We start from the raw sequence: 17,805 nt of genomic DNA on the forward strand, positions 1-17,805 counted from the left end.
AATTGCAAGCTATAGCTATGATCCAGATCACATGCTTTTAGGCCGCATGGAATTTAATCCCTCAAAAACTAGCATATAGCGGCCCGACCCCATTTCGTCCCGCTCCCATGGATCGGCGGGCCTTTATAATCGGTTTGGGCGATTGCGTCGCGTGGGGATCGAACGAGAGTGGCCTCACATGGATTATTTTAAAGCAATCGGCGAAAAACTTTCTGCGCGCTGTGGCGAAGGCGAATTGGGGGCCAACTTCCCCGATCTTGCCGCCGAAGTGATGGCGGAGTTTCCGGTTCCCGCCGGCATGGGCATCGACTACATGGCGGATTGGGCGCTGGGCCGTGAGCGTTTACCCGAGCAGGTCAATTTCCACAGTGGATTCGGTGAGCCTGCGTTGGTCGTTTATGAGGAGCCGCGCTTTTACGCTGAAGTCCTTCACTGGTTTCATGGTCGCACCTCGATTCACGGTCATGGGTTTTACGGGGCTTTCAGGGTTTTGGCCGGATACTCGATCGAGGCGCAGTTTGCCTATCGGCGGGATGAGGAGCCCACGCCCGGGATTCAATTGGGGGAGTTGGACCCGACCGTCCTCCGGTTGATCGTTCCCGGCGATATCACGCGCATTCTGCCCAGAGAGGCATTCATTCACACGGTGATGCACATGGGGAATCCCTCTCTCACGCTCGTGATCCGCAACAAAGGGGGATTGGTGCAGTTGGATTATTCGATGAACGGATTGGGCGTGAACGCCTATCAGGATTCTCAAACCCACGTGCGCCAGGCCGAAGTCCTGAGCGCCTATCACGCGGCAAACCCGGAGGGCTTCGAAACGCGATTAATTGAGTTTCTGAAAACCGGGAGCGCCCATCGGATGGCCCGGATTCTCAAGGAAATGATGCACGAGCTCGACGACGGGTTTTTAAATGGTGAGATCCGCGAATTGGCGGTGGAGCGATTCGGTCCGCTCGGCGAGGTGATCATCGAATCCATCACCCGATCCCTTCGTGGCGGTCAAATCTGGGATGAAGTCGCGGGCATAGAGGATCCGGCGCTTCAGCTCAGAACCGCGTTGTCGGATCTTTTCCCCGAGGAAAAGGATTTGCTGACCGTGGTGGGCCGAACGTTCCCGGATCGCGAGCCGCAGGATGTTTTGGACGACTGGGCTGATACCGTAAGCAAGTTGAGCTGAGCCGTGGTTCGGCAATCCGTTACCTCAATAGTTAGATTTTCGAATACCGAAGGCCGGCTCCTCTGAACTGACTGTGTGGCGATTTTGTTGCCGATTTACGGCCCGAGCCCGTTGGATCGGCGCCGTGTCCGATCAGGCGGAGGTTGTCATGAAGTCTTGACCTGATTTGCAGCTGTCTTGGCTGCAGGCTTGCGAGCCAATGTGTTGCGGGGCATTGCGGAGGGATGCGGCCGATTAAGCGTTCTGTTTTCGTGCTATCCCTTCTCACGAATCTTGTTCTGGCTGGAGTGGTGGTGTGGTGCGGGCAAAAGCTTTTGAACCATGAGGCCTCGCCTGAACCCGAGCGACTACCGGCAAGCCGCCAGAGTAGGGTGGAGGGAGTCGATGTTTCCAGCCTTGGACCCGACTTGGTCGGCAAATTAAGACGGAGCGATCCGGAGGCTCTGCGCGATCTGTTGGATGCGTGTGGCATGGATCGTCAAGCGATTCGGTCAGTTGTCGGATCGGCTATCGGATATAAATTTCATGCCGAAAGAATTAAGGCGATCATGGCATCGGAAGGCGGTGCTTGGTGGAAAGGAGAACCTGATTGGTGGCGGGTTACGGGGCATGAGAAAATTGATCGTCGGGAGAAGACCGAGGAGGAGCGTGTGGTGGGTGCTTATCCGGAGTTAGTGTATCCGTGGAGAGAGCAGCGTTGGAATTTTCTACCCAAGGAAAAGCAGACCTCGATCAGGCAGCTTGATCGAGAATATGCAGAGATGATTGAAAACCTGCCGCCTGGTCCGTGGTTGGCGGAAGAAAAAGAGATGTATAACCGCCTGCTCGCCGAAAAGCGCCGAGATGTGGAGGCGCTGCTAAGTAAGGATGAATTGGCGGAATATGATTTCCGAGAAGATGGCCAAAGTCTGGATCGCGAGATTGGGAAATACTCGCCGAACGAGGCGGAGTTACGGGCGGTTTACCGGGCACAGCGGGAGCGCGAGCGTGTAAAAAAAGAATTATTGGCGCGGTATCCGGGCGAAGCGTTCAGCGATCCCTTTGCCTCTCCTCTCTCTCGCAACCCGAAAGCGGTGGCGGAAGAGAATGCTGTGGAGGAGACGTATAAAAACCAGTTGAAGGAAATTTTCGGCGCAGAGCGTTTAGAGCGCGGAGATCGTGAAGCCGATAAGAGCTTTCGTTCCATTGTGACCGTAGTCGACAAGTTCAAGTTGGATAGAACGCAGGCGGAGGTCATCTATGCGGTGCTGAACCAAGCTGACGCCGAACTTAAAGCACCTGTGACAAGAGCGGTTTCCCAAGAGGAATACGAAATCAGGAAAGCCGCTCTGCGGCTTGATGTGATCGAAGAAATAAAGGGCCGATTACCTGCCAATGCGGTCGATCTTCTCTTGGAGCAACTGACATGGGAGCATTATTGGCTTAAGGAGCCCTGAACATAACTGAGCGCGTATAAAGCCAGTCTGATGAACACAGCCGGATTGAACCTTTTGATTCCTGATAAACCGGACACTGAACGCGACGCGCTGGCCGCTGTGTTTCGTCGTGGCGGTGGCGAGGTTCATCGTATCGGGCGCTTCTGGGATCCTCCGGCATTCGATCCAGCCACTGTTCGTGTCTATGGCCCCGATTCGTTCTGTTTGGTTCTACAACAGAAGTTGGGCTTTCCGCTCTGCTCGCCGGATGACGATTTGCTTCTGCGTCTGCCTCCCGAGTTTCTCCGGCGTGAGCTTTCTCGGAAGACGTTGGGGGATGCGCTGGCTTCTGGCTTTCCGCTATTCATCAAGCCGATGATGCCGAAGCAATTTCGCGGCGCAGTTTATCGTTCTGCAGAAGCGTTGGCGGACGAGTGTCGGGGCATAACGATGGAGACGCCGGTGCTTGTTGCCGAACCGGTAACGATCACAGCCGAGGTGCGATGCTTTGCGCTCGATGGGAGTGTGCTGGCTGCCGCCGTTTACGAGGGAAAGGCGGAGGTTGCCGAAGCAGTTCAATTTACCCGGTCGGTAATAAAGTCGTTGCCGCTTCCACGCGCCGTCGTGATCGATGTGGGTCTGGTAGCTGAACGAGGCTGGGCGGTGATTGAATTCAACGCGGCTTGGGGTGCAGGGCTTAATGGCTGCGATCCGGAGTCAGCTCTTTCGTCCATTGTGACAGCATCAGCAATCGGCGAGGAAGCATGTAGTGACCCACCTTCCTAGCTGTGCGGTCACATTTTAACCCTGCGTCTCCACTCCATTTTAGGCACTATACCTTCTGCCTCTAGTAGGTCGTATGCGTGAGCTTTGTAGGCGGTTGCCTCCATCTTTCCAGTTAGGTCGGTGGCCGGCAGCGTATCGAAGAACATGGTCGTATTCTCGAACTCCCAGTAGAACAGATTTAACAAGGCTTCGATTTTTTCTAACACTCCACGTATGTCATTGAACGTTACGACAGGTAGGATTTCCGCGCTTAAACTTACCGCTAAATCATAATGAGCCAGCCGCTTGTGGCGGTGCTTACGAATGCTTGCGGCGTCTTTGATGATTTGATCCAGCGCGCCATTCACGTTTTTCTCAAACTCAACGTCTTTCGCATCTGGAATGGCCGCCCGCAGAGCCCACAGCGATAGGTTTGTCTGTGCGCGTGAGTCTTTGTCGGTTAACCGCGAAATAGATAGCGTCATTTCGTCCGCTAGCAGGGACTGAAACATTCCAAGAACGCCGCCCAATCGTTTACCGAGTAGCTCTGTCCGTGCTTTATCTGACATGAATAAATGGGAGTAGACTTCCCATGATTGGCGAAGCTCACATGCCTCGCCCGCGAGGTGAGGAAAGACACCTCGTATCGACGAGGGGTAACTAGAGTAATCGCGGTTGATCGTAGCAGGCATCTGTAGCTCGGTGCGCTCAGGGCTACCGGTTGAGTTTGGCTTTAAGGTAAGGAGCCGTGGGGCTGGTTTTGAGTTTTAGGAGGCCGGGGAGGGGGCCTTGGTAGAGGAGTTCGCCGCCTTGGGGGCCGCCGACGGGGCCTAGTTCAATGATGTAGTCGGCTTCGGCGAGGAGGTCCAAGTGATGTTCAATCACGACGACGGTGTGGCCTTGTTCGACGAGGGAATGGAGGACTTTGATCAGCTTTTCGCAGTCGCTGAGGTGGAGGCCGATCGTGGGCTCTTCGAGGAGGTAGAGGTTGCGGACGGCGATGCCGCGGCTGCGCTCTTTGTAGCTCGCGAGGCCGTTGGCGAGTTCGGTCACGAGTTTGAGGCGTTGGGCTTCGCCGCCGGAGAGGGTCGGGGAGCTTTGGCCGAGGGTGAGGTAGCCGAGTCCGCAGTCGACCATGAGCTGGCAGACTTGGGAGAGCAGGGAGTGGAAGTCGAAGAAGGTGGCGGCTTCTTCGAATGTGAGCTGGAGAACCTGGCCGATGTTTTTGCCTTTCCACTGGATGTCGGCGAGCTCGGGGCCGTAGCGGGTGCCGCGGCAGTCGTCGCAGGGGAGGTAGGTGTCGGGCATGAAGGCCATCTCGAGCTTGATGCGGCCGCCGCCGGAGCAGGTTTCGCAGCGTCCGCCGGCGGTGTTGAACGAGAAGCGTCCGGCGGAGTAGCCGCGCATCTTGGCTTCGGGGAGCGAGGCGAAGAATGTGCGGATGAGGTCGAAGATGCCGAGGTAGGTCGCGGGGGTGGAACGCGGGGTTTTGCCGATGGGGGATTGATCCACCTCGATCACCCCTTTGAAGGCGTCGGCGTTGCGGAGGTCGAGGAACGGGACGGTGTCGGCGGGCTCGGGCGCGAAGCCGGTGGCTTTGACGAAGTCTTTGCCGGTGACTTTGGATTTCTTCGCCTTGATCGCGTGGTTGACGGCTGGATACAGGACGTCGCGGAAGAGCGTCGATTTGCCGGCGCCGCTGGGGCCGGCGACCATGGTGAGGCGGCCGAGCGGGAGGCGGACGTCGAAGTTCTTGAGGTTGCGGAATTGGACGTTCTCGAGGGTCAGCCAGTCTTTGTCGGAGGACGGAGAACGGAGGACAGAGGACGGACGACGGGCGGAGGCCGGAAGGTCGCGGTAGGATCCGCGGAGGGGGTGTTGGATGCCTTTGGCCAGGAAGAGGCCGGTGAGGGATTTCTCGCTGGCTTTGATGTGGGCGGGCGTGCCGTGGGCGAGGAGGTCGCCGCCGTGGATGCCGGCGGCGGGTCCGAGGTCGATGATGCTGTCGGCGCGTTCCATCAGCTCGTCGTCGTGCTCGACGACGAGGAGGGTGTTTCCTTTATCGCGGAGGGCGAGGAGGGTTTCGATGAGGCGGTCGTTGTCGCGGGCGTGGAGTCCGATGGAGGGTTCGTCGAGGACGTAGAGGACGCCGGCGAGGTTGGTGCCGAGTTGCGCGGCGAGGCGGATGCGCTGGGCTTCGCCGCCGGAGAGGGTGTCGGTGGGGCGTTCGAGCGCGAGGTAGCCGAGGCCGACGTGGTCGAGGAATTTGAGGCGCTCCTGGATCTGCGGGACGATGTCCTGGGTGATGAGCGCGCCGCGTTCGTCGAGCTTGAGGGCGCCGAGGCGGGTGAGGAGCTGCTCAGGCGTGCTGGCGAGGAGCTCGGGGAGGGAGACGGGCGCGAGCTTGCCGTTGAGGTGGAGTTTGACGGCGCGGGCGATGCGGTTGAGGCGCTGGCCGTGGCACTCGGGGCAGGGTGTGCCGGTGTCGGCGACGTCGTCGCCGGACTCGATGCCGAATTCGCGGAGGCGGGCGGCGGGATCGTCTTTGTCGTCATCGTCGGCGGGTTCGAGCATCCACGGGAAGACGCGGCCGTGTCCGCGGCAGGTGGGGCACCAACCGCGCGGGGAGTTGTGCGAGAATTGCTTGGGGTCGAGCTCGGGGAAGGATTCGCCGGTGTCGATGTCGGTGCGGGTGGTGGAAAACCACGAGAGGACCTCGCCGTTGGGGAGGGCGATGAAGCAGGAGCCTTTGCCGAGGCGGAGGGCGTTGTCGAGGGCGGGGCCGGGGCGGGCCTCGGTCTTCATGTCGGCGACGACGACCTCAATGTCGTGCTCGGAGTAGCGGTCGAGTTTTTGGAATGTATCCACGCGGAGGAGACGTCCGTCGGCGCGCATGAGCTCGTAGCCGTGGTCCTCGATCCAGGTGGCGATGGGCTGGTGGTGGCCCTTGCGTCCGCGGATGAGCGGGGCGCAGAGGTAGAGGTGTTTTGCCTTCTTTGCCTTGGGCGAGTGGAGGACGGTGAGGAGGAGTTTTTTGAGCTGGCCGGGGGTGAGCGGCTGGACGGGTTTGCCGGTGTCGGGGTGGTGCTGGACGCCCATGCGGGCGTAGAGGAGGCGGAGGTATTGGGCGACCTCGGTGATGGTGGCGACGGTGGACTTGCGGGAGCCGCGGGTGATGCGTTGCTCGATGGCGACGGTGGGCGGGATGCCGGTGAGGCGGTCGATGGCGGGGCGGGGCATCTGCTCGACGAACTGGCGCGCGTAGGGCGACATCGATTCCATGAAGCGGCGCTGGCCCTCGGCGAACACGATGTCGAAGGCGAGGGTGCTCTTGCCGGAGCCGGACACGCCGGTGACGACGGTCAACTCGCGGTGGGCGATGGTGAGCGAGATGTTCTTGAGGTTGTTCTCGCGGGCGCCGGTGAGCCGCAGCTCCGCTGCGGGTGGAGTGACGAGTGATGAGTGATGAGTGACGAGTGGGGTGCCGTAGGGCGCGGGGTCTTCGGCGGCGAGGGGAAGGGATTCGTCGGCGAGCGCGTGGCGGAGGAAGGGGGACGTGGCGGTGGTGGCGCGGGCGACGTCTTCGGGGGTGCCTTCGGCGATGATCTGGCCGCCGTCGGCGCCGGCTTCGGGGCCGACCTCGATGAGCCAGTCGGCGGATTTGAGGACGTCGAGATTGTGCTCGATGACGACGACGGAGTGTCCGCGGTCGACGAGGGCCTGGAGGACGGCGATGAGGCGTTTGACGTCGTGGCGGTGGAGACCGGTGGTGGGTTCGTCTAGCAGGAGCAGAGCTCCTTTCGGAGTGACGAGTGATGAGTGAGAAGTGACCGGTAGCTTTTCGCCGGTGAAGTTGCTGAGGTATTTGACGAGTTTGAGGCGTTGGGATTCGCCGCCGCTGAGGGTGTTGAGGGGCTGGCCGAGCGTGAGGTAGCCGAGGCCGACGGAGTCGAGGCTGGCGAGACGGGTGCGGATGGACTCGTGGTTTTTGAAGAGCGGGAGGGCGTCGGTGATGCTGGTGCCGAGGAGGTCGGAAACGGAGAGGTCGTTCCAACGGATGGCGAGGACCTCCGGCTTGAAGCGCTTGCTCTCGCAGATGGGGCACGGGACGAAGACATCGGAGAGAAACTGCATCTCGACGCGCTCGTAGCCGAGGCCTTGGCAATGGTCGCAACGACCGTCGCCGCTGTTGAAGGAGAAGGACGACGAACTGAAACCGGCTTCCTTGGCGGCGGGCTCCTTGGCGTAGAGCTCGCGGATGAGTTCCCATGCCTCGGTGTAGAGGGCGGGGTTGGAGCGCGGGGTGCGGGAGAGGGGCGACTGGTCGACGAGAACGATCTCGGAGAAGGCATCGTCTCCTGTGATGGACGCGATGACGGCGGGATCCTCGGTGAGCTGGAGGCGCTTCGAGAGCAGGCCTTGGTGGATGACGTTGTCGAGGAGCGTGGACTTGCCGGAGCCGGAGACGCCGGAGAGGGCGACGAGACGCTGGAGCGGGAGCGAGAGCGTGACGTTGCGGAGGTTGTGCTTGGAGGCGTCGCGGAAGGTGAGCCAGCCCGAGCCAGAGGACGGAGGGCGGAGGACAGCGGACAGATCGGAGTCGGGTCGCTGGCGCTCCCCGCTACGGGGAAGGGCGACTGGGCGGCGGGTGGCGGGGAGGTCGACTTGTTCGCGGCCGGAGAGGTAGCGGCCGGTGATGCTGGCTTTGGATTTGAGGAGGCCGGGGAGGTTGCCTTCGAAGACGATGTGGCCGCCGCGGGCGCCGGGCTCGGGTCCGACCTCGATGAGGTGGTCGGCGGCGCGGATCATGGCTTCGTCGTGCTCGACCACGACGACGGTATTGCCGGCGTCGGTGAGGGTGCGGATGATCGCGATGAGGCGGTCGATGTCGCGCGGGTGCAGGCCGACGCTAGGTTCGTCGAGGACGAAGAGCGTGTCCACGAGGGACGTGCCGAGACAGGACGTAAGGTTGACGCGCTGGACCTCGCCGCCGGAGAGGGTTTTCGAGGTGCGGTCGAGGGTGAGGTAGCCGAGGCCGACTTGCTGGAGGTAACGGAGGCGCGTGAGGATGCTCTCGTAGGCGATGGTGGCGCTGCGGTTGTCGGCGGAAGTGATGAGTGACGAGTGGCGAGTGAGAAGATTGAGAAGCTCGGAGACGGGGAGTTGGTAGAGTTCGGGGAGCGTTTTCCCCTGCCATTTCCAGCAGAGGGATTCGGGTTGGAGGCGCGTGCCGTGGCAGGACGGGCACTCGTTGTAGGCGCGGAAACGCGAGAGGAAGACGCGGACGTGCATCTTGTAAGTGTTCTTCTCGAGCCACGTGAAGAAACCTTTCACGCCATACCAGGCCTTGGGCCACTCGAGTCCGTTTTCGCCGTAGCCGGGTTCGCCGTTGATGACGAAGTCGCGCTGCTCGGGCGTGAGGGAGGCGATGGGGACGTTGACGGGGATCTTTTTCTTTTTGGCGACGGAGATCAGGTCGTCTTTGGAGGCGCTGTAAACTTCGCCTTCCCACGCCTTGATGGCGCCGTCGGCGATGGAGACGGACTGGTCGGGGATGGCGAGGCGGTAGTCGATCTCGATGATGCGGCCGAAGCCGCGGCACTGGGGGCAGGCGCCCAGCGGGGAGTTGAAAGAGAAGAGCGCGGGGGACGCGGCGCGGAAGGTGCGGCCGGTTTCGGGGGAGTGGAGGCCTTTTGAATAATGGCCGACGGGCGCAAGGGTGTCGGCGGAGAAGACGTGGACCTGGCCCTGGCCGAAGTGGAGGGCTTGTTCGACGGCTTCGAGGAAGCGCGGGCGGGCGTCGGGAGTGGTGGCGAGGCGGTCTTGGGCGGTAAATAAGAACGTCGAACGTTCAACGTCCAACATCCAACGTCCAAGTTCGGAATCGGCTGACGCGGCCAGCAAGTCGTCGATACGGGCAACCTGCATGCGCGAGCCGGGCGGTTGGACGTTGGGCGTTGAAGGTTGAGCGTTGGATGTTGAGCGTTCGTGCGCGGGCAACAGCACGCGGACGTAGGACTGGCCTTTGAGATTGGTGAGGATTTCGACCCACGTGAGCTTTTCCGGCTTGGTGACCTTGAAGGCGATGATGACCTGGGCGCCGGGGGTGACGGCGCGGGTCTTTTCCCAGATGGTGGCGGGTGTGTCGTCCTCGACGGGTTTGCCGGTGGCGGGGTCGAAGCAGGTGGCGACGTGGCTGAACCAGACTTTAAAGAAGTCGGTGAGCTCGGTCATCGTGCCGACGGTGGAGCGCGAGGTTTTGACGGTGTTGGTCTGCTCGATCGCGATGGACGGGCGGATGTTCTCGATGGAGTCGACCTTGGGCTTGTCGAGGAGGTCGAGGAACTGGCGTGTGTAGGCGGAGAACGTCTCGACGTAGCGGCGCTGGCCTTCGGCGTGGAGGGTGTCGAATACGAGGGAGCTTTTACCCGCGCCGGAAAGACCGGTAACGACGACGTATTTGCCAAGGGGCAGGTCGAGGTCGAAGCCCTTCAGGTTGTTCTGACGCACGCCGCGCAGGCGGATGCATTCGGGGGCGGCTTTGGACTTGGCGGCGGGGAGGGAGGAGGCGGAACGGACCACGGGTGAGACGAAGTCCAGCGTGCGGAAGAAAGCAAACCGTCAGCGGACGGGAAATTCCCGCTGCTGACATAGGGTTGTCAGCGGGGAGGACGGAATACGGAATACAGAGGACGGGCGACGGACGGATGACGGGCATGGCGCGCTTTGCGCGTCATCGCGGCATAAAGCCCCTCCTACAAACGGTGCGGGCGGAGTTCCCGCCCTACTGTCAGGCCTTGGACTTGGGGGCGACCGTGAGGGTGGCGCTGGCGTTTTTGATGGCGGCGACCACGGCGGGGGCGGGCTTTTGGTCGGTGATGATGGAAAACTTCGCGCTGAACGGGGCGGTGAGGCTCATGGCCTTGCGACCGAACTTGGAGCTGTCCATGGCGAAGATCGTGCGCTCGGAAGCAGCGATCATCTTGCGCTGGGTGGCGACGATCAGGGTGTTGTGATTCCACACGCCGGCCTCGGTGATGCCGGCGCCGCCCAGGATGGCGATGTCGGCGTGGATTTGTTCGAGGGATTGCTCGCAGAGCGGGCCGACGAGCACGCCGAGACGGTTGTGGATGCTGCCGCCGGTGACGATGGTTTCGAGAGAGCCGATTTCGCTGAAAAGACCGGCGATGGGCAGGGAGTTGGTAATGACCTGCAGGCGTTTGGCGGTGAGCAGGCGGGCGACGGCGTAAATGGACGTGCCGCCGTCGAGGATGACCGTCATGCCGGGTTGGACTTGGTCGGCGATGAGACGGGCGATGGAAAATTTTTCGTCGGACTGGCGTTGGTCGCGGGAGATGAAGTCGTATTCCTTGGCGAGTTCGTCGGTTTCGACCAGCGAAGCGCCGCCGTGGTGGCGGCGAAGGACGCCGCGCAATTCCAGTTCGTCGAGCGCGCGGCGCACGGTGGAAAGCGAACTGGCGAAGAGCGTGGCGAGGGTGTGCAGGTCGGCGTATTTGTGCTCACGGATATGTTTCTCGATGAGGTCGAGCCGCTGCTTGTTTGTCATGGCGATGGGTTTTAGGGAGCGGGAGGCAAAGGTCGAGGCGTGTGTTGCGAGGGGAGTTTTTCGTTGCCCGAGCGGGCGACGGCTTGAAAGTGGCGCGATGAAACATCCTTTCGTCGCACTTCTGGTGCGTTGGTCGGTGCTGGCCCTCGGCGTGACGCTCGCGACACGCCTGGTGGACGGCATCAGCTACAACGATATCGGCACCTTGGTCGCGGTGGTCGCACTGTTGAGCTTGTTCAACGCCGTGCTGAAGCCGCTGCTGGTGCTCTTCGGACTGCCGTTCATCGTGCTGACGCTGGGATTGGGTGTGTTGTTGATCAACGCATTGCTCCTCTGGCTGGTGGGCAGTTTGTTGCAGCCGGCGTTCCGGGTGGATGGGTTTGGCTCCGCCTTTTGGGGTGCGCTGATCATCAGTCTGACCAACCTCTTCGTGAGCGTGCTGCTCGCCAAAAAGAATGTGCAGATCAACGTCACCCGTGGCGTTCCGTCCGCGCATCAGGGCAATCCGCCGCCGGCTCCGGGGCCGCGCAAGATCAAGGACGACGACGTCATCGACATCTGATTGCGGCTTCGGGCGCATCCCTAGTTTCAATTTGACCGGCGAACGCGACGACGCGACGTTTGCGCCTTTAGCCGGCACACGCATTCCTTCACTTTTCCATCATGGCAGACACACTTGAATACGATCTGATTGTCATCGGCGGCGGCCCTGCGGGCTACGCGGGCGCTATTCGCGCCGGTCAACTGGGCAAAAAAGTTGCCTGTATCGAACTCGAGCGGGCGGGCGGCACCTGTCTCAACTGGGGCTGCATTCCCACCAAGGCCCTGCTGAAGAGCGCCGACCTCTACCAGAAGATCAAGAAGTCCGAGACGTTTGGCATCACCGTGAAGGACGTGACCTTCGATTTTGCCAAGGTCATGGAGCGCTCCCGCGGCGTCGCCGGCCAGATGGCCAAGGGCATCGAGTTTCTCTTTAAGAAGAACAAGGTCGACTACTTCACCGGCAAGGCCCGCGTGATCGCCGCCGGCATGGTCGAGATCACCGAAGGCGAGCATAAGGGCAAATTCTTCAAGACGAAGAACACGCTCATCGCCACCGGTTGCAAAATGCGCCGCATCCCCGATCTCGCGCTCGACGGCGTGCGCGTGATGACCTCCCGCGAAGCCCTCGCCAACACCAAGCTGCCGAAGTCCATCGTGATCGTCGGCGCCGGCGCCATCGGCGTGGAATTTGCTTATTTCTACAACGCGTTTGGCACGAAGGTGACGCTCGTCGAAATGCTCAACCAGGTTCTCCCCGTTGAGGACGAAGAGGTGTCCAAGGTCCTCCAGAAGTCCCTCGAAAAACAGGGCATCACCATCCTCACCGGCACCAAGTGCGAGAACTTCCGCGTTGGCAAAGACTCGGTCAAAGTCGACCTCGTCACCGGCGACAAGAAACAGGAAGTGGAGTCCGAGGTGGTGCTCTCCGCCATCGGCGTCGTGGCCAACATCGAAGGCGTCATAGCTGATGCCGTGAAGATCGAACTCGACCGCAACTACGTGAAGGTGGGCGACGATTATCAGACCAACATCAAGGGCATCTACGCCGCCGGTGACATCATCGGACCGCCCTGGCTCGCCCACGTCGCGACCTTCGAAGCCGTGAGCTGCGTCAACGGCATGTTCGGCCACGGCAAGGCCAAGCGCGTGACCAAGTTCCCCGGTTGCACCTACTGCCAGCCGCAGGTTTCCAGCACCGGTCTTACCGAGAAAGCCGCCAAGGAAAAGAAGCTCGATTACAAGGTCGGCAAGTTCCCATTCACCGCGTCCGGCAAGGCCGTGGCATCGGCCGACAGCGAAGGCTTCGTGAAGGTCATCACCGATGCGAAGACCGGCGAGATCTACGGCGCGCACATCATCGGCAGCGAAGCCACCGAGCTGATCGCCGAGTATGGACTCGCGATCGAACTCGAGGCGACCGTCGACGAAATCCACCAGACGATTCACGCGCATCCGACGCTCAGCGAAGCCGTGATGGAAGCCGCCGCGGCGTCGCTCGGCGAGGCGATCCACATCTAAGCGGGGAGAGCCACGGATTGCCCTGCGTTGTCTTTACACTGGACAGCGCGGGGTCACCGGAGGAGTTTGCCGCTCAGTTTTTTGCAGGCGTAGCACAATGGATAGTGTAGCGGTCTCCGAAGCCGTCGATCCGGGTTCGACTCCCGGCGCTTGCACCACTTTTTAGCCCCGCTTTCTTAAAGGAAAGCGGGGCTTTTTATTTAATACCGATGTCACTCCCCAGTTCAAAACACCTCGTGGTTTTCGGCGCCGGTTATGTCGGCGGTGAGGTGGCGCGTCAGGCGATCGCGCGGGGCTTTCGCGTCACGGCGCTCACCCGCAACCACACCACGGCCCGCGCGCTGGCCGAGGCGGGTGTGACCGTGATCGTGGATGATCTGGCGGCGGATACCTGGCATACGCATGCCGCGCTGCGAGACGGCGCCGACTGCGTGTTGAATTGTGTGAGCTCGGGCGGTGGCGGTCCGGAGGGTTATCGCCGTAGTTATGTGGACGGGATGAAGTCGGTGCTGGCCTGGGCGTCCGGCGTGACGGCGGGCACGATTGTTTATACGGGCAGCACCTCGGTGTATCCGCAGGACGGCGGCGTGCGCGTCACCGAGGAAGATTCCATCGAGGAGGTCCGCACGGTCGGCAATCCGCTGGTGGAAGCCGAGGATTTGTTGCTCGCGAGCGGGGCGGGTGCGCGGCGTTTCGTGCTGCGGCTGGCGGGGATCTACGGACCCGGCCGGCATTATCTCGTCGATCAATTGCGTGAAGGCCGCGGTGAAGTCGCGGGCCTGGGGGGACACCGGCTGAACTTGATTCATCGCGATGACATCGCGGGTGCGATCTGGGCGGCTTTTACGGCACCGGCGAGTGTTGATGGGGGCGTGTTCAACGTGGCCGACGACGGTGCGGCCCCGAAGGCGGAAGTCGCGGAGTTTCTGGCGACAAAGCTGGGCCTGCCCGCGCCGCGATTCACGGGTGAACCGGCGCAAGGACGCCGTCGGGTGACGCCTGATCGGGTGATCGCCAACGACAAGATCAAGCGGGTGTTGGGCTGGCAGCCGGTTTACCCGAGTTATCGGGAGGGGTATGCGGCAATACTTGGGGCTTGAAGATTTGCCCGCGTTGCTAGGCACTAGCCGTTCGTTTCAAACCTCATCTTTAACTCCCAACCCTTCTCTTACCATGGCCGGCGTAGGCAAACTTCTTAAACAAGCTCAGAAAATGCAGAAATCCATCGAGTCCATCCAAGGACAGATGGAGACGAAGGTCATCGACATCACCAGCGGCGGCGGCGCGGTGAAAGTGAAGATCAACGGCGCGGGCAAGTTCCTGTCTCTCGAACTCGATCCCGAGTTCCTCAAGGAAGACTCCAAGCTCGTGTCCGAGACCCTGCTGACCGCCATCCAGGATGCGTCCAAGCAGGCCAAGGAATTCAACGACGCCGAAATGCAGAAGGTCACGTCGGCCTTCCAGATGCCGGGGATGTTCTAAGGAGCGACGGACTCGCTCAGGTTGAGAGTTGAGTGATGTGAGTTGAGAGATCCGGACTTCGGGTTTTGGTCACTCAACTCTCATCTTTCATCTCTCAACTATTCCGATCCATGACTCCCGCATTCGAACGTCTGCAGCAGCAGTTGAAGCAACTGCCGGGGGTCGGGTTTCGCTCGGCGGAGCGGATGGCTTTGCACCTGCTCGTGGGCAAACCGGGTGCGTTGCCGGTGCTCGTGAGTGCGTTGCAAGATGCGGCGCAAAGTGTGCGGCGTTGCACGCGCTGCGGCAATCTGGCCGAAGGTGATCTGTGTTCGATCTGCGCCGATGAACGTCGCGACCAGCGCATCGTTTGCGTGGTCGAAAACGTGCCCGATCTCGTGGCGCTCGAACGCTCGGCGGCCTACCGTGGCGTCTATCATGTGCTCCACGGAAAACTGTCGCCGATTCACGGCATTGGACCGGCGGATCTGAACCTCTCGGCGCTGTTAACGCGTGCCGCGGCCGGCGAAGTAACCGAGTTGATCCTGGCGTTGTCCAACGACGTGGAAGGTGAGGCGACGTGCCACTATCTGACCGAGCACCTGTCGTCGGGTGCGGGCATCAAAGTGACGCGTATCGGCTTCGGCCTGCCCAGTGGCGGCGGGGTTTTGTATGCGGATTCGGTGACGCTGAAAAGCGCATTGGATGCGCGGCGCGACTACGCGTGACGGTGGGTTTTCGCCCCTAACGATGGGGCGAAGGATTGGCGCGATAATGCAGGAGTTGCGCATTTGGCGTGGAACTAGCTCTAGGGAGTTATCCTTAGCTTTCTGCTCTGAAACGCTTAACTTCCCGTGACTTCTTCCTGGTATGATCGATTGGTGAATATGCCCGGCTCGGAGCCCGAGAAGGGCGCTCGCGAGATTTTGGTGATCGATGATCATTCCGAGGCGCGGGAGATCATTGTGACTTTGCTGGCCCGTCTGGGATGGGCGACGCGTCAGGCGGCCACCGGGGCCGAAGGGTTGGAGGTCATGAAAGCGGGGCGGGACTGTATTGGTCTGGCCTTGGTGGATGTGATTTTGCCGGACACGGATGGGATGAGCCTGGCGAGGCAGTTGCGATCGGAGTATCCGCGGCTGCCGATCGTGCTGTTGAGCGGGCAACTCAACGATGAGTCGCGCTGGATCGTGAGCGCGGAGGGATTTCGTTTTCTGCCAAAACCTTTTAATCTCACGCAACTGCGCGATGTGGTCGCGGAGATGTTGGGGGATGCCGGACCGATGGCACCGACGTGAGCCATTGATCACATGGACCAAAACCTACTGCTGACCGTCGAGAAACTGACGCTAAACCCGGACATTCAGCGCGGGTGGGTGGCGAACCGGGCATTCGTGATCAAGAACGTGCCGGCGCAGACGTATCTGTCGGTGAGCGCGGCGCAGGCGGTCGTGTTGCAGGTTTTTTCCGAGGGAAGCACGGTGCCGGCGGCTTTGGCGCATTTACTGAAGAGCCGCGAATGTCTGCCGTTGCGGGAATTTTATGAGCTGGTGCTCAAAGCGCACCATGCCGGAATTCTTTGCGCGGGATCGGTGCGCAAACCGGTGAAGAAAACCATTCGCTGGCCGGGGTTGAAGGCGAATTTTATCAAATGGCCGGTCGCGTTGTTATCCCTGGTGGTGGTGGTGTGGATGGCGGTGCGTTCACCGTCTTTTTCTTTGGAGTGGGGGCCGCTGGTGGCGGGAGTCTTGCTGGCGTTGGGTATGCTGGTAGCCGGTCAATTGCTGGCCGCTGCGGTGTTGGTGAACGCCGGTGGCGACGTTTATGCAGGACGCAGACTGGCGGGGGTGCATTGCTATTTTGATTTACGGGACACCCGGCTGATGCGTCCGGATGAGCAGCTGTTAATCACGCTGGCGGGAAGCCTGCCGCTGACGGCGGCGCTGTTGGTCGCGTTATGCAAGTTCCCCTTGATGGCGCTACCGCTGGCGGCGGTCTGGCTGCTCGTTTGGCGGCCGTGGGGACAGGGATTACCGCGCAGGCTGGCCGGTTTGCTGAGCAGGTATCCGGATTTGGATACCGACAGCCGGTTTATGTTTCTGCCGAACCAGCGTCCGCAATTGCATTGGCGCCCGTGGTGGCAGCTGTGGGATTGGCGGGTATGCGCGATCGAGCTCGTCTGCGCGGCAGGTTGGGCGTTGCTGGTGGCGCGGTTGGTTTTGGACGGATTGGGTTTGTCGTTTATGGAGGTGGCGACCGACTGGAGTTATTGGTCATGGTCGCTTCCGGCGCTGGGTTCAGCTCTTTTGATTACAGTGATGGTCATCATGATCCGGCGGTGGCGCGATGGTTTGCGACAGAGCTGGCGCGGGACGAGGCAACGCTGGGCGACAACGTGGCGCCATTGGAGACACGAGTATGTGTTTCCAGATAACGAAGCGGCGTTGCTGCGGCTGGCCGCGGCGCATCCGTTGCTGGGGCAGCTTAATCCTTACGATCAGGCGCTGGTCTGCCGTTCGTGGCGGCCCGTGACGTTCAAGGCATGGACCGATCTGGCTTCGGACCAAGTGGAGAGCAACCATGTCGGGTTGATTTTATCCGGCCGCGCGCAGGCCAGTCGTGTGGGCAAAAACGGACGCCGCTTGCAGGCGCTTTCGCTGGAAGAAGGCGATTTTTTTGGTCTGCCGCACCTGAAGCCGGGAGGGATGGATGTGTTGCTGCATGTGCGCAGCCGCACGCCGTTGTCGGCGATGATGATGCCGGTGGAGGTTTTTAAGAGCGTGATCCTGGAGCGGCTCGGTGCCGAAGTGGTTTACGACCTGACGCACAAATATGCGTTTTTGCGGATGCTGTCGTTGTGCAAATTCTGGCACACGCACGCCGTGGCGCGGTTTGCACGGCTGGCCCAGGTAGCTGCCTACAGCGATGGCAACCCGGTGGTGTATGAGAAAAGCGAGATGCGCTGGTTTTACATTGTCTATGATGGCATCGCGCAGGTGCGCAGTCGTGAAAAATTGCTGACACGGCTGAAGTCGGGGGATTTTTTTGGCGAGATCAGTCTGTTGCAGAACAGTTCGGCGATGGCCGACGTGGTGGCGCAGGGTCAGTTGCGTTGCCTGCAAATCGACCGGACAAGTTTTCTGCGCTTCATGACGCATAATCATCATGTGGCGCTGCGACTGGAGAAGATCAGTTCGTATCGGTTGGGTCACCCGATCTTACCGCTGGGTCTGGGGACGTTTGATCCTACTGGTCACGGGTAAATTCGGGTTGGGAGAACATGCGCGCGGGTTTCAACGGAAGTCGGTTTGCGTGGATTCGACTCCCTGCATCTCATCAAATTTTCTCAGGGA

13 protein-coding genes and 1 tRNA gene are annotated in these 17,805 nt (G+C 60.8%); 11 read left to right on the forward strand and 3 right to left on the reverse strand.

The features are described from left to right. Positions 1 to 178: 178 nt before the first annotated feature. The 3 genes from FPL22_RS01110 to FPL22_RS01120 all read left to right on the forward strand — a co-directional run bounded on the left by FPL22_RS01110 (position 179) and on the right by FPL22_RS01120 (position 3,384). Positions 179 to 1,183: a cupin domain-containing protein gene (locus FPL22_RS01110; protein ID WP_144228281.1), complete on the forward strand. Its 1,005-nt coding sequence runs from the start codon at positions 179 to 181 to the stop codon at positions 1,181 to 1,183. Between the two features lie 251 nt (positions 1,184 to 1,434). After that, positions 1,435 to 2,619, forward strand: a complete 1,185-nt coding sequence (locus FPL22_RS01115) for a hypothetical protein (protein ID WP_144228282.1) — start codon at positions 1,435 to 1,437, stop codon at positions 2,617 to 2,619. 30 nt (positions 2,620 to 2,649) lie between these two features. Then, entirely contained in the window at positions 2,650 to 3,384 is a 735-nt protein-coding gene (locus FPL22_RS01120) for an ATP-grasp domain-containing protein (RefSeq protein WP_144228283.1), read from the forward strand. A gap of 8 nt (positions 3,385 to 3,392) precedes the next feature. Here FPL22_RS01120 and FPL22_RS01125 read toward each other — a convergent pair whose 3' ends face one another. The 3 genes from FPL22_RS01125 to FPL22_RS01135 all read right to left on the reverse strand — a co-directional run bounded on the left by FPL22_RS01125 (position 3,393) and on the right by FPL22_RS01135 (position 10,930). Next, on the reverse strand, positions 3,393 to 4,055 hold the full coding sequence (locus tag FPL22_RS01125) for an AbiU2 domain-containing protein (protein ID WP_162525152.1): 663 nt from the start codon (positions 4,053 to 4,055) through the stop codon (positions 3,393 to 3,395). 22 nt (positions 4,056 to 4,077) lie between these two features. Beyond that, the gene (locus FPL22_RS01130) at positions 4,078 to 9,945 is read right to left on the reverse strand and encodes an excinuclease ABC subunit UvrA (RefSeq protein WP_238991272.1); all 5,868 of its coding nucleotides are present in this window, start codon (positions 9,943 to 9,945) and stop codon (positions 4,078 to 4,080) included. 208 nt (positions 9,946 to 10,153) lie between these two features. After that, positions 10,154 to 10,930, reverse strand: a complete 777-nt coding sequence (locus tag FPL22_RS01135) for a DeoR/GlpR family DNA-binding transcription regulator (protein ID WP_144228286.1) — start codon at positions 10,928 to 10,930, stop codon at positions 10,154 to 10,156. A gap of 97 nt (positions 10,931 to 11,027) precedes the next feature. On the opposite strand from FPL22_RS01135, the gene FPL22_RS01140 reads away from it, so the two are divergent. The 8 genes from FPL22_RS01140 to FPL22_RS01175 all read left to right on the forward strand — a co-directional run bounded on the left by FPL22_RS01140 (position 11,028) and on the right by FPL22_RS01175 (position 17,715). Beyond that, on the forward strand, positions 11,028 to 11,492 hold the full coding sequence (locus tag FPL22_RS01140) for a phage holin family protein (protein WP_144228287.1): 465 nt from the start codon (positions 11,028 to 11,030) through the stop codon (positions 11,490 to 11,492). Positions 11,493 to 11,593: 101 nt separating this feature from the next. Further along, positions 11,594 to 12,991: a dihydrolipoyl dehydrogenase gene (gene lpdA / locus FPL22_RS01145; protein ID WP_144228288.1), complete on the forward strand. Its 1,398-nt coding sequence runs from the start codon at positions 11,594 to 11,596 to the stop codon at positions 12,989 to 12,991. 83 nt (positions 12,992 to 13,074) lie between these two features. Further along, positions 13,075 to 13,149 (forward strand) — tRNA-Arg (locus tag FPL22_RS01150). Positions 13,150 to 13,200: 51 nt separating this feature from the next. Beyond that, a complete protein-coding gene (locus FPL22_RS01155) occupies positions 13,201 to 14,091 on the forward strand; it encodes an NAD-dependent epimerase/dehydratase family protein (protein ID WP_144228289.1) in 891 nt (296 codons plus the stop codon). Positions 14,092 to 14,164: 73 nt separating this feature from the next. After that, a complete protein-coding gene (locus FPL22_RS01160; RefSeq protein WP_144228290.1) occupies positions 14,165 to 14,473 on the forward strand; it encodes a YbaB/EbfC family nucleoid-associated protein in 309 nt (102 codons plus the stop codon). A 110-nt stretch (positions 14,474 to 14,583) separates the two neighbouring features. Then, positions 14,584 to 15,180, forward strand: a complete 597-nt coding sequence (recR, locus tag FPL22_RS01165; protein ID WP_144228291.1) for a recombination mediator RecR — start codon at positions 14,584 to 14,586, stop codon at positions 15,178 to 15,180. 126 nt (positions 15,181 to 15,306) lie between these two features. Next, positions 15,307 to 15,750: a response regulator gene (locus FPL22_RS01170; RefSeq protein ID WP_144228292.1), complete on the forward strand. Its 444-nt coding sequence runs from the start codon at positions 15,307 to 15,309 to the stop codon at positions 15,748 to 15,750. Positions 15,751 to 15,762: 12 nt separating this feature from the next. Then, positions 15,763 to 17,715, forward strand: a complete 1,953-nt coding sequence (locus tag FPL22_RS01175) for a cyclic nucleotide-binding domain-containing protein (protein WP_144228293.1) — start codon at positions 15,763 to 15,765, stop codon at positions 17,713 to 17,715. The last annotated feature ends 90 nt before the right edge of the window (positions 17,716 to 17,805 follow it).

The organism is Rariglobus hedericola (assembly GCF_007559335.1).
Lineage (GTDB): Bacteria > Verrucomicrobiota > Verrucomicrobiia > Opitutales > Opitutaceae > Rariglobus > Rariglobus hedericola.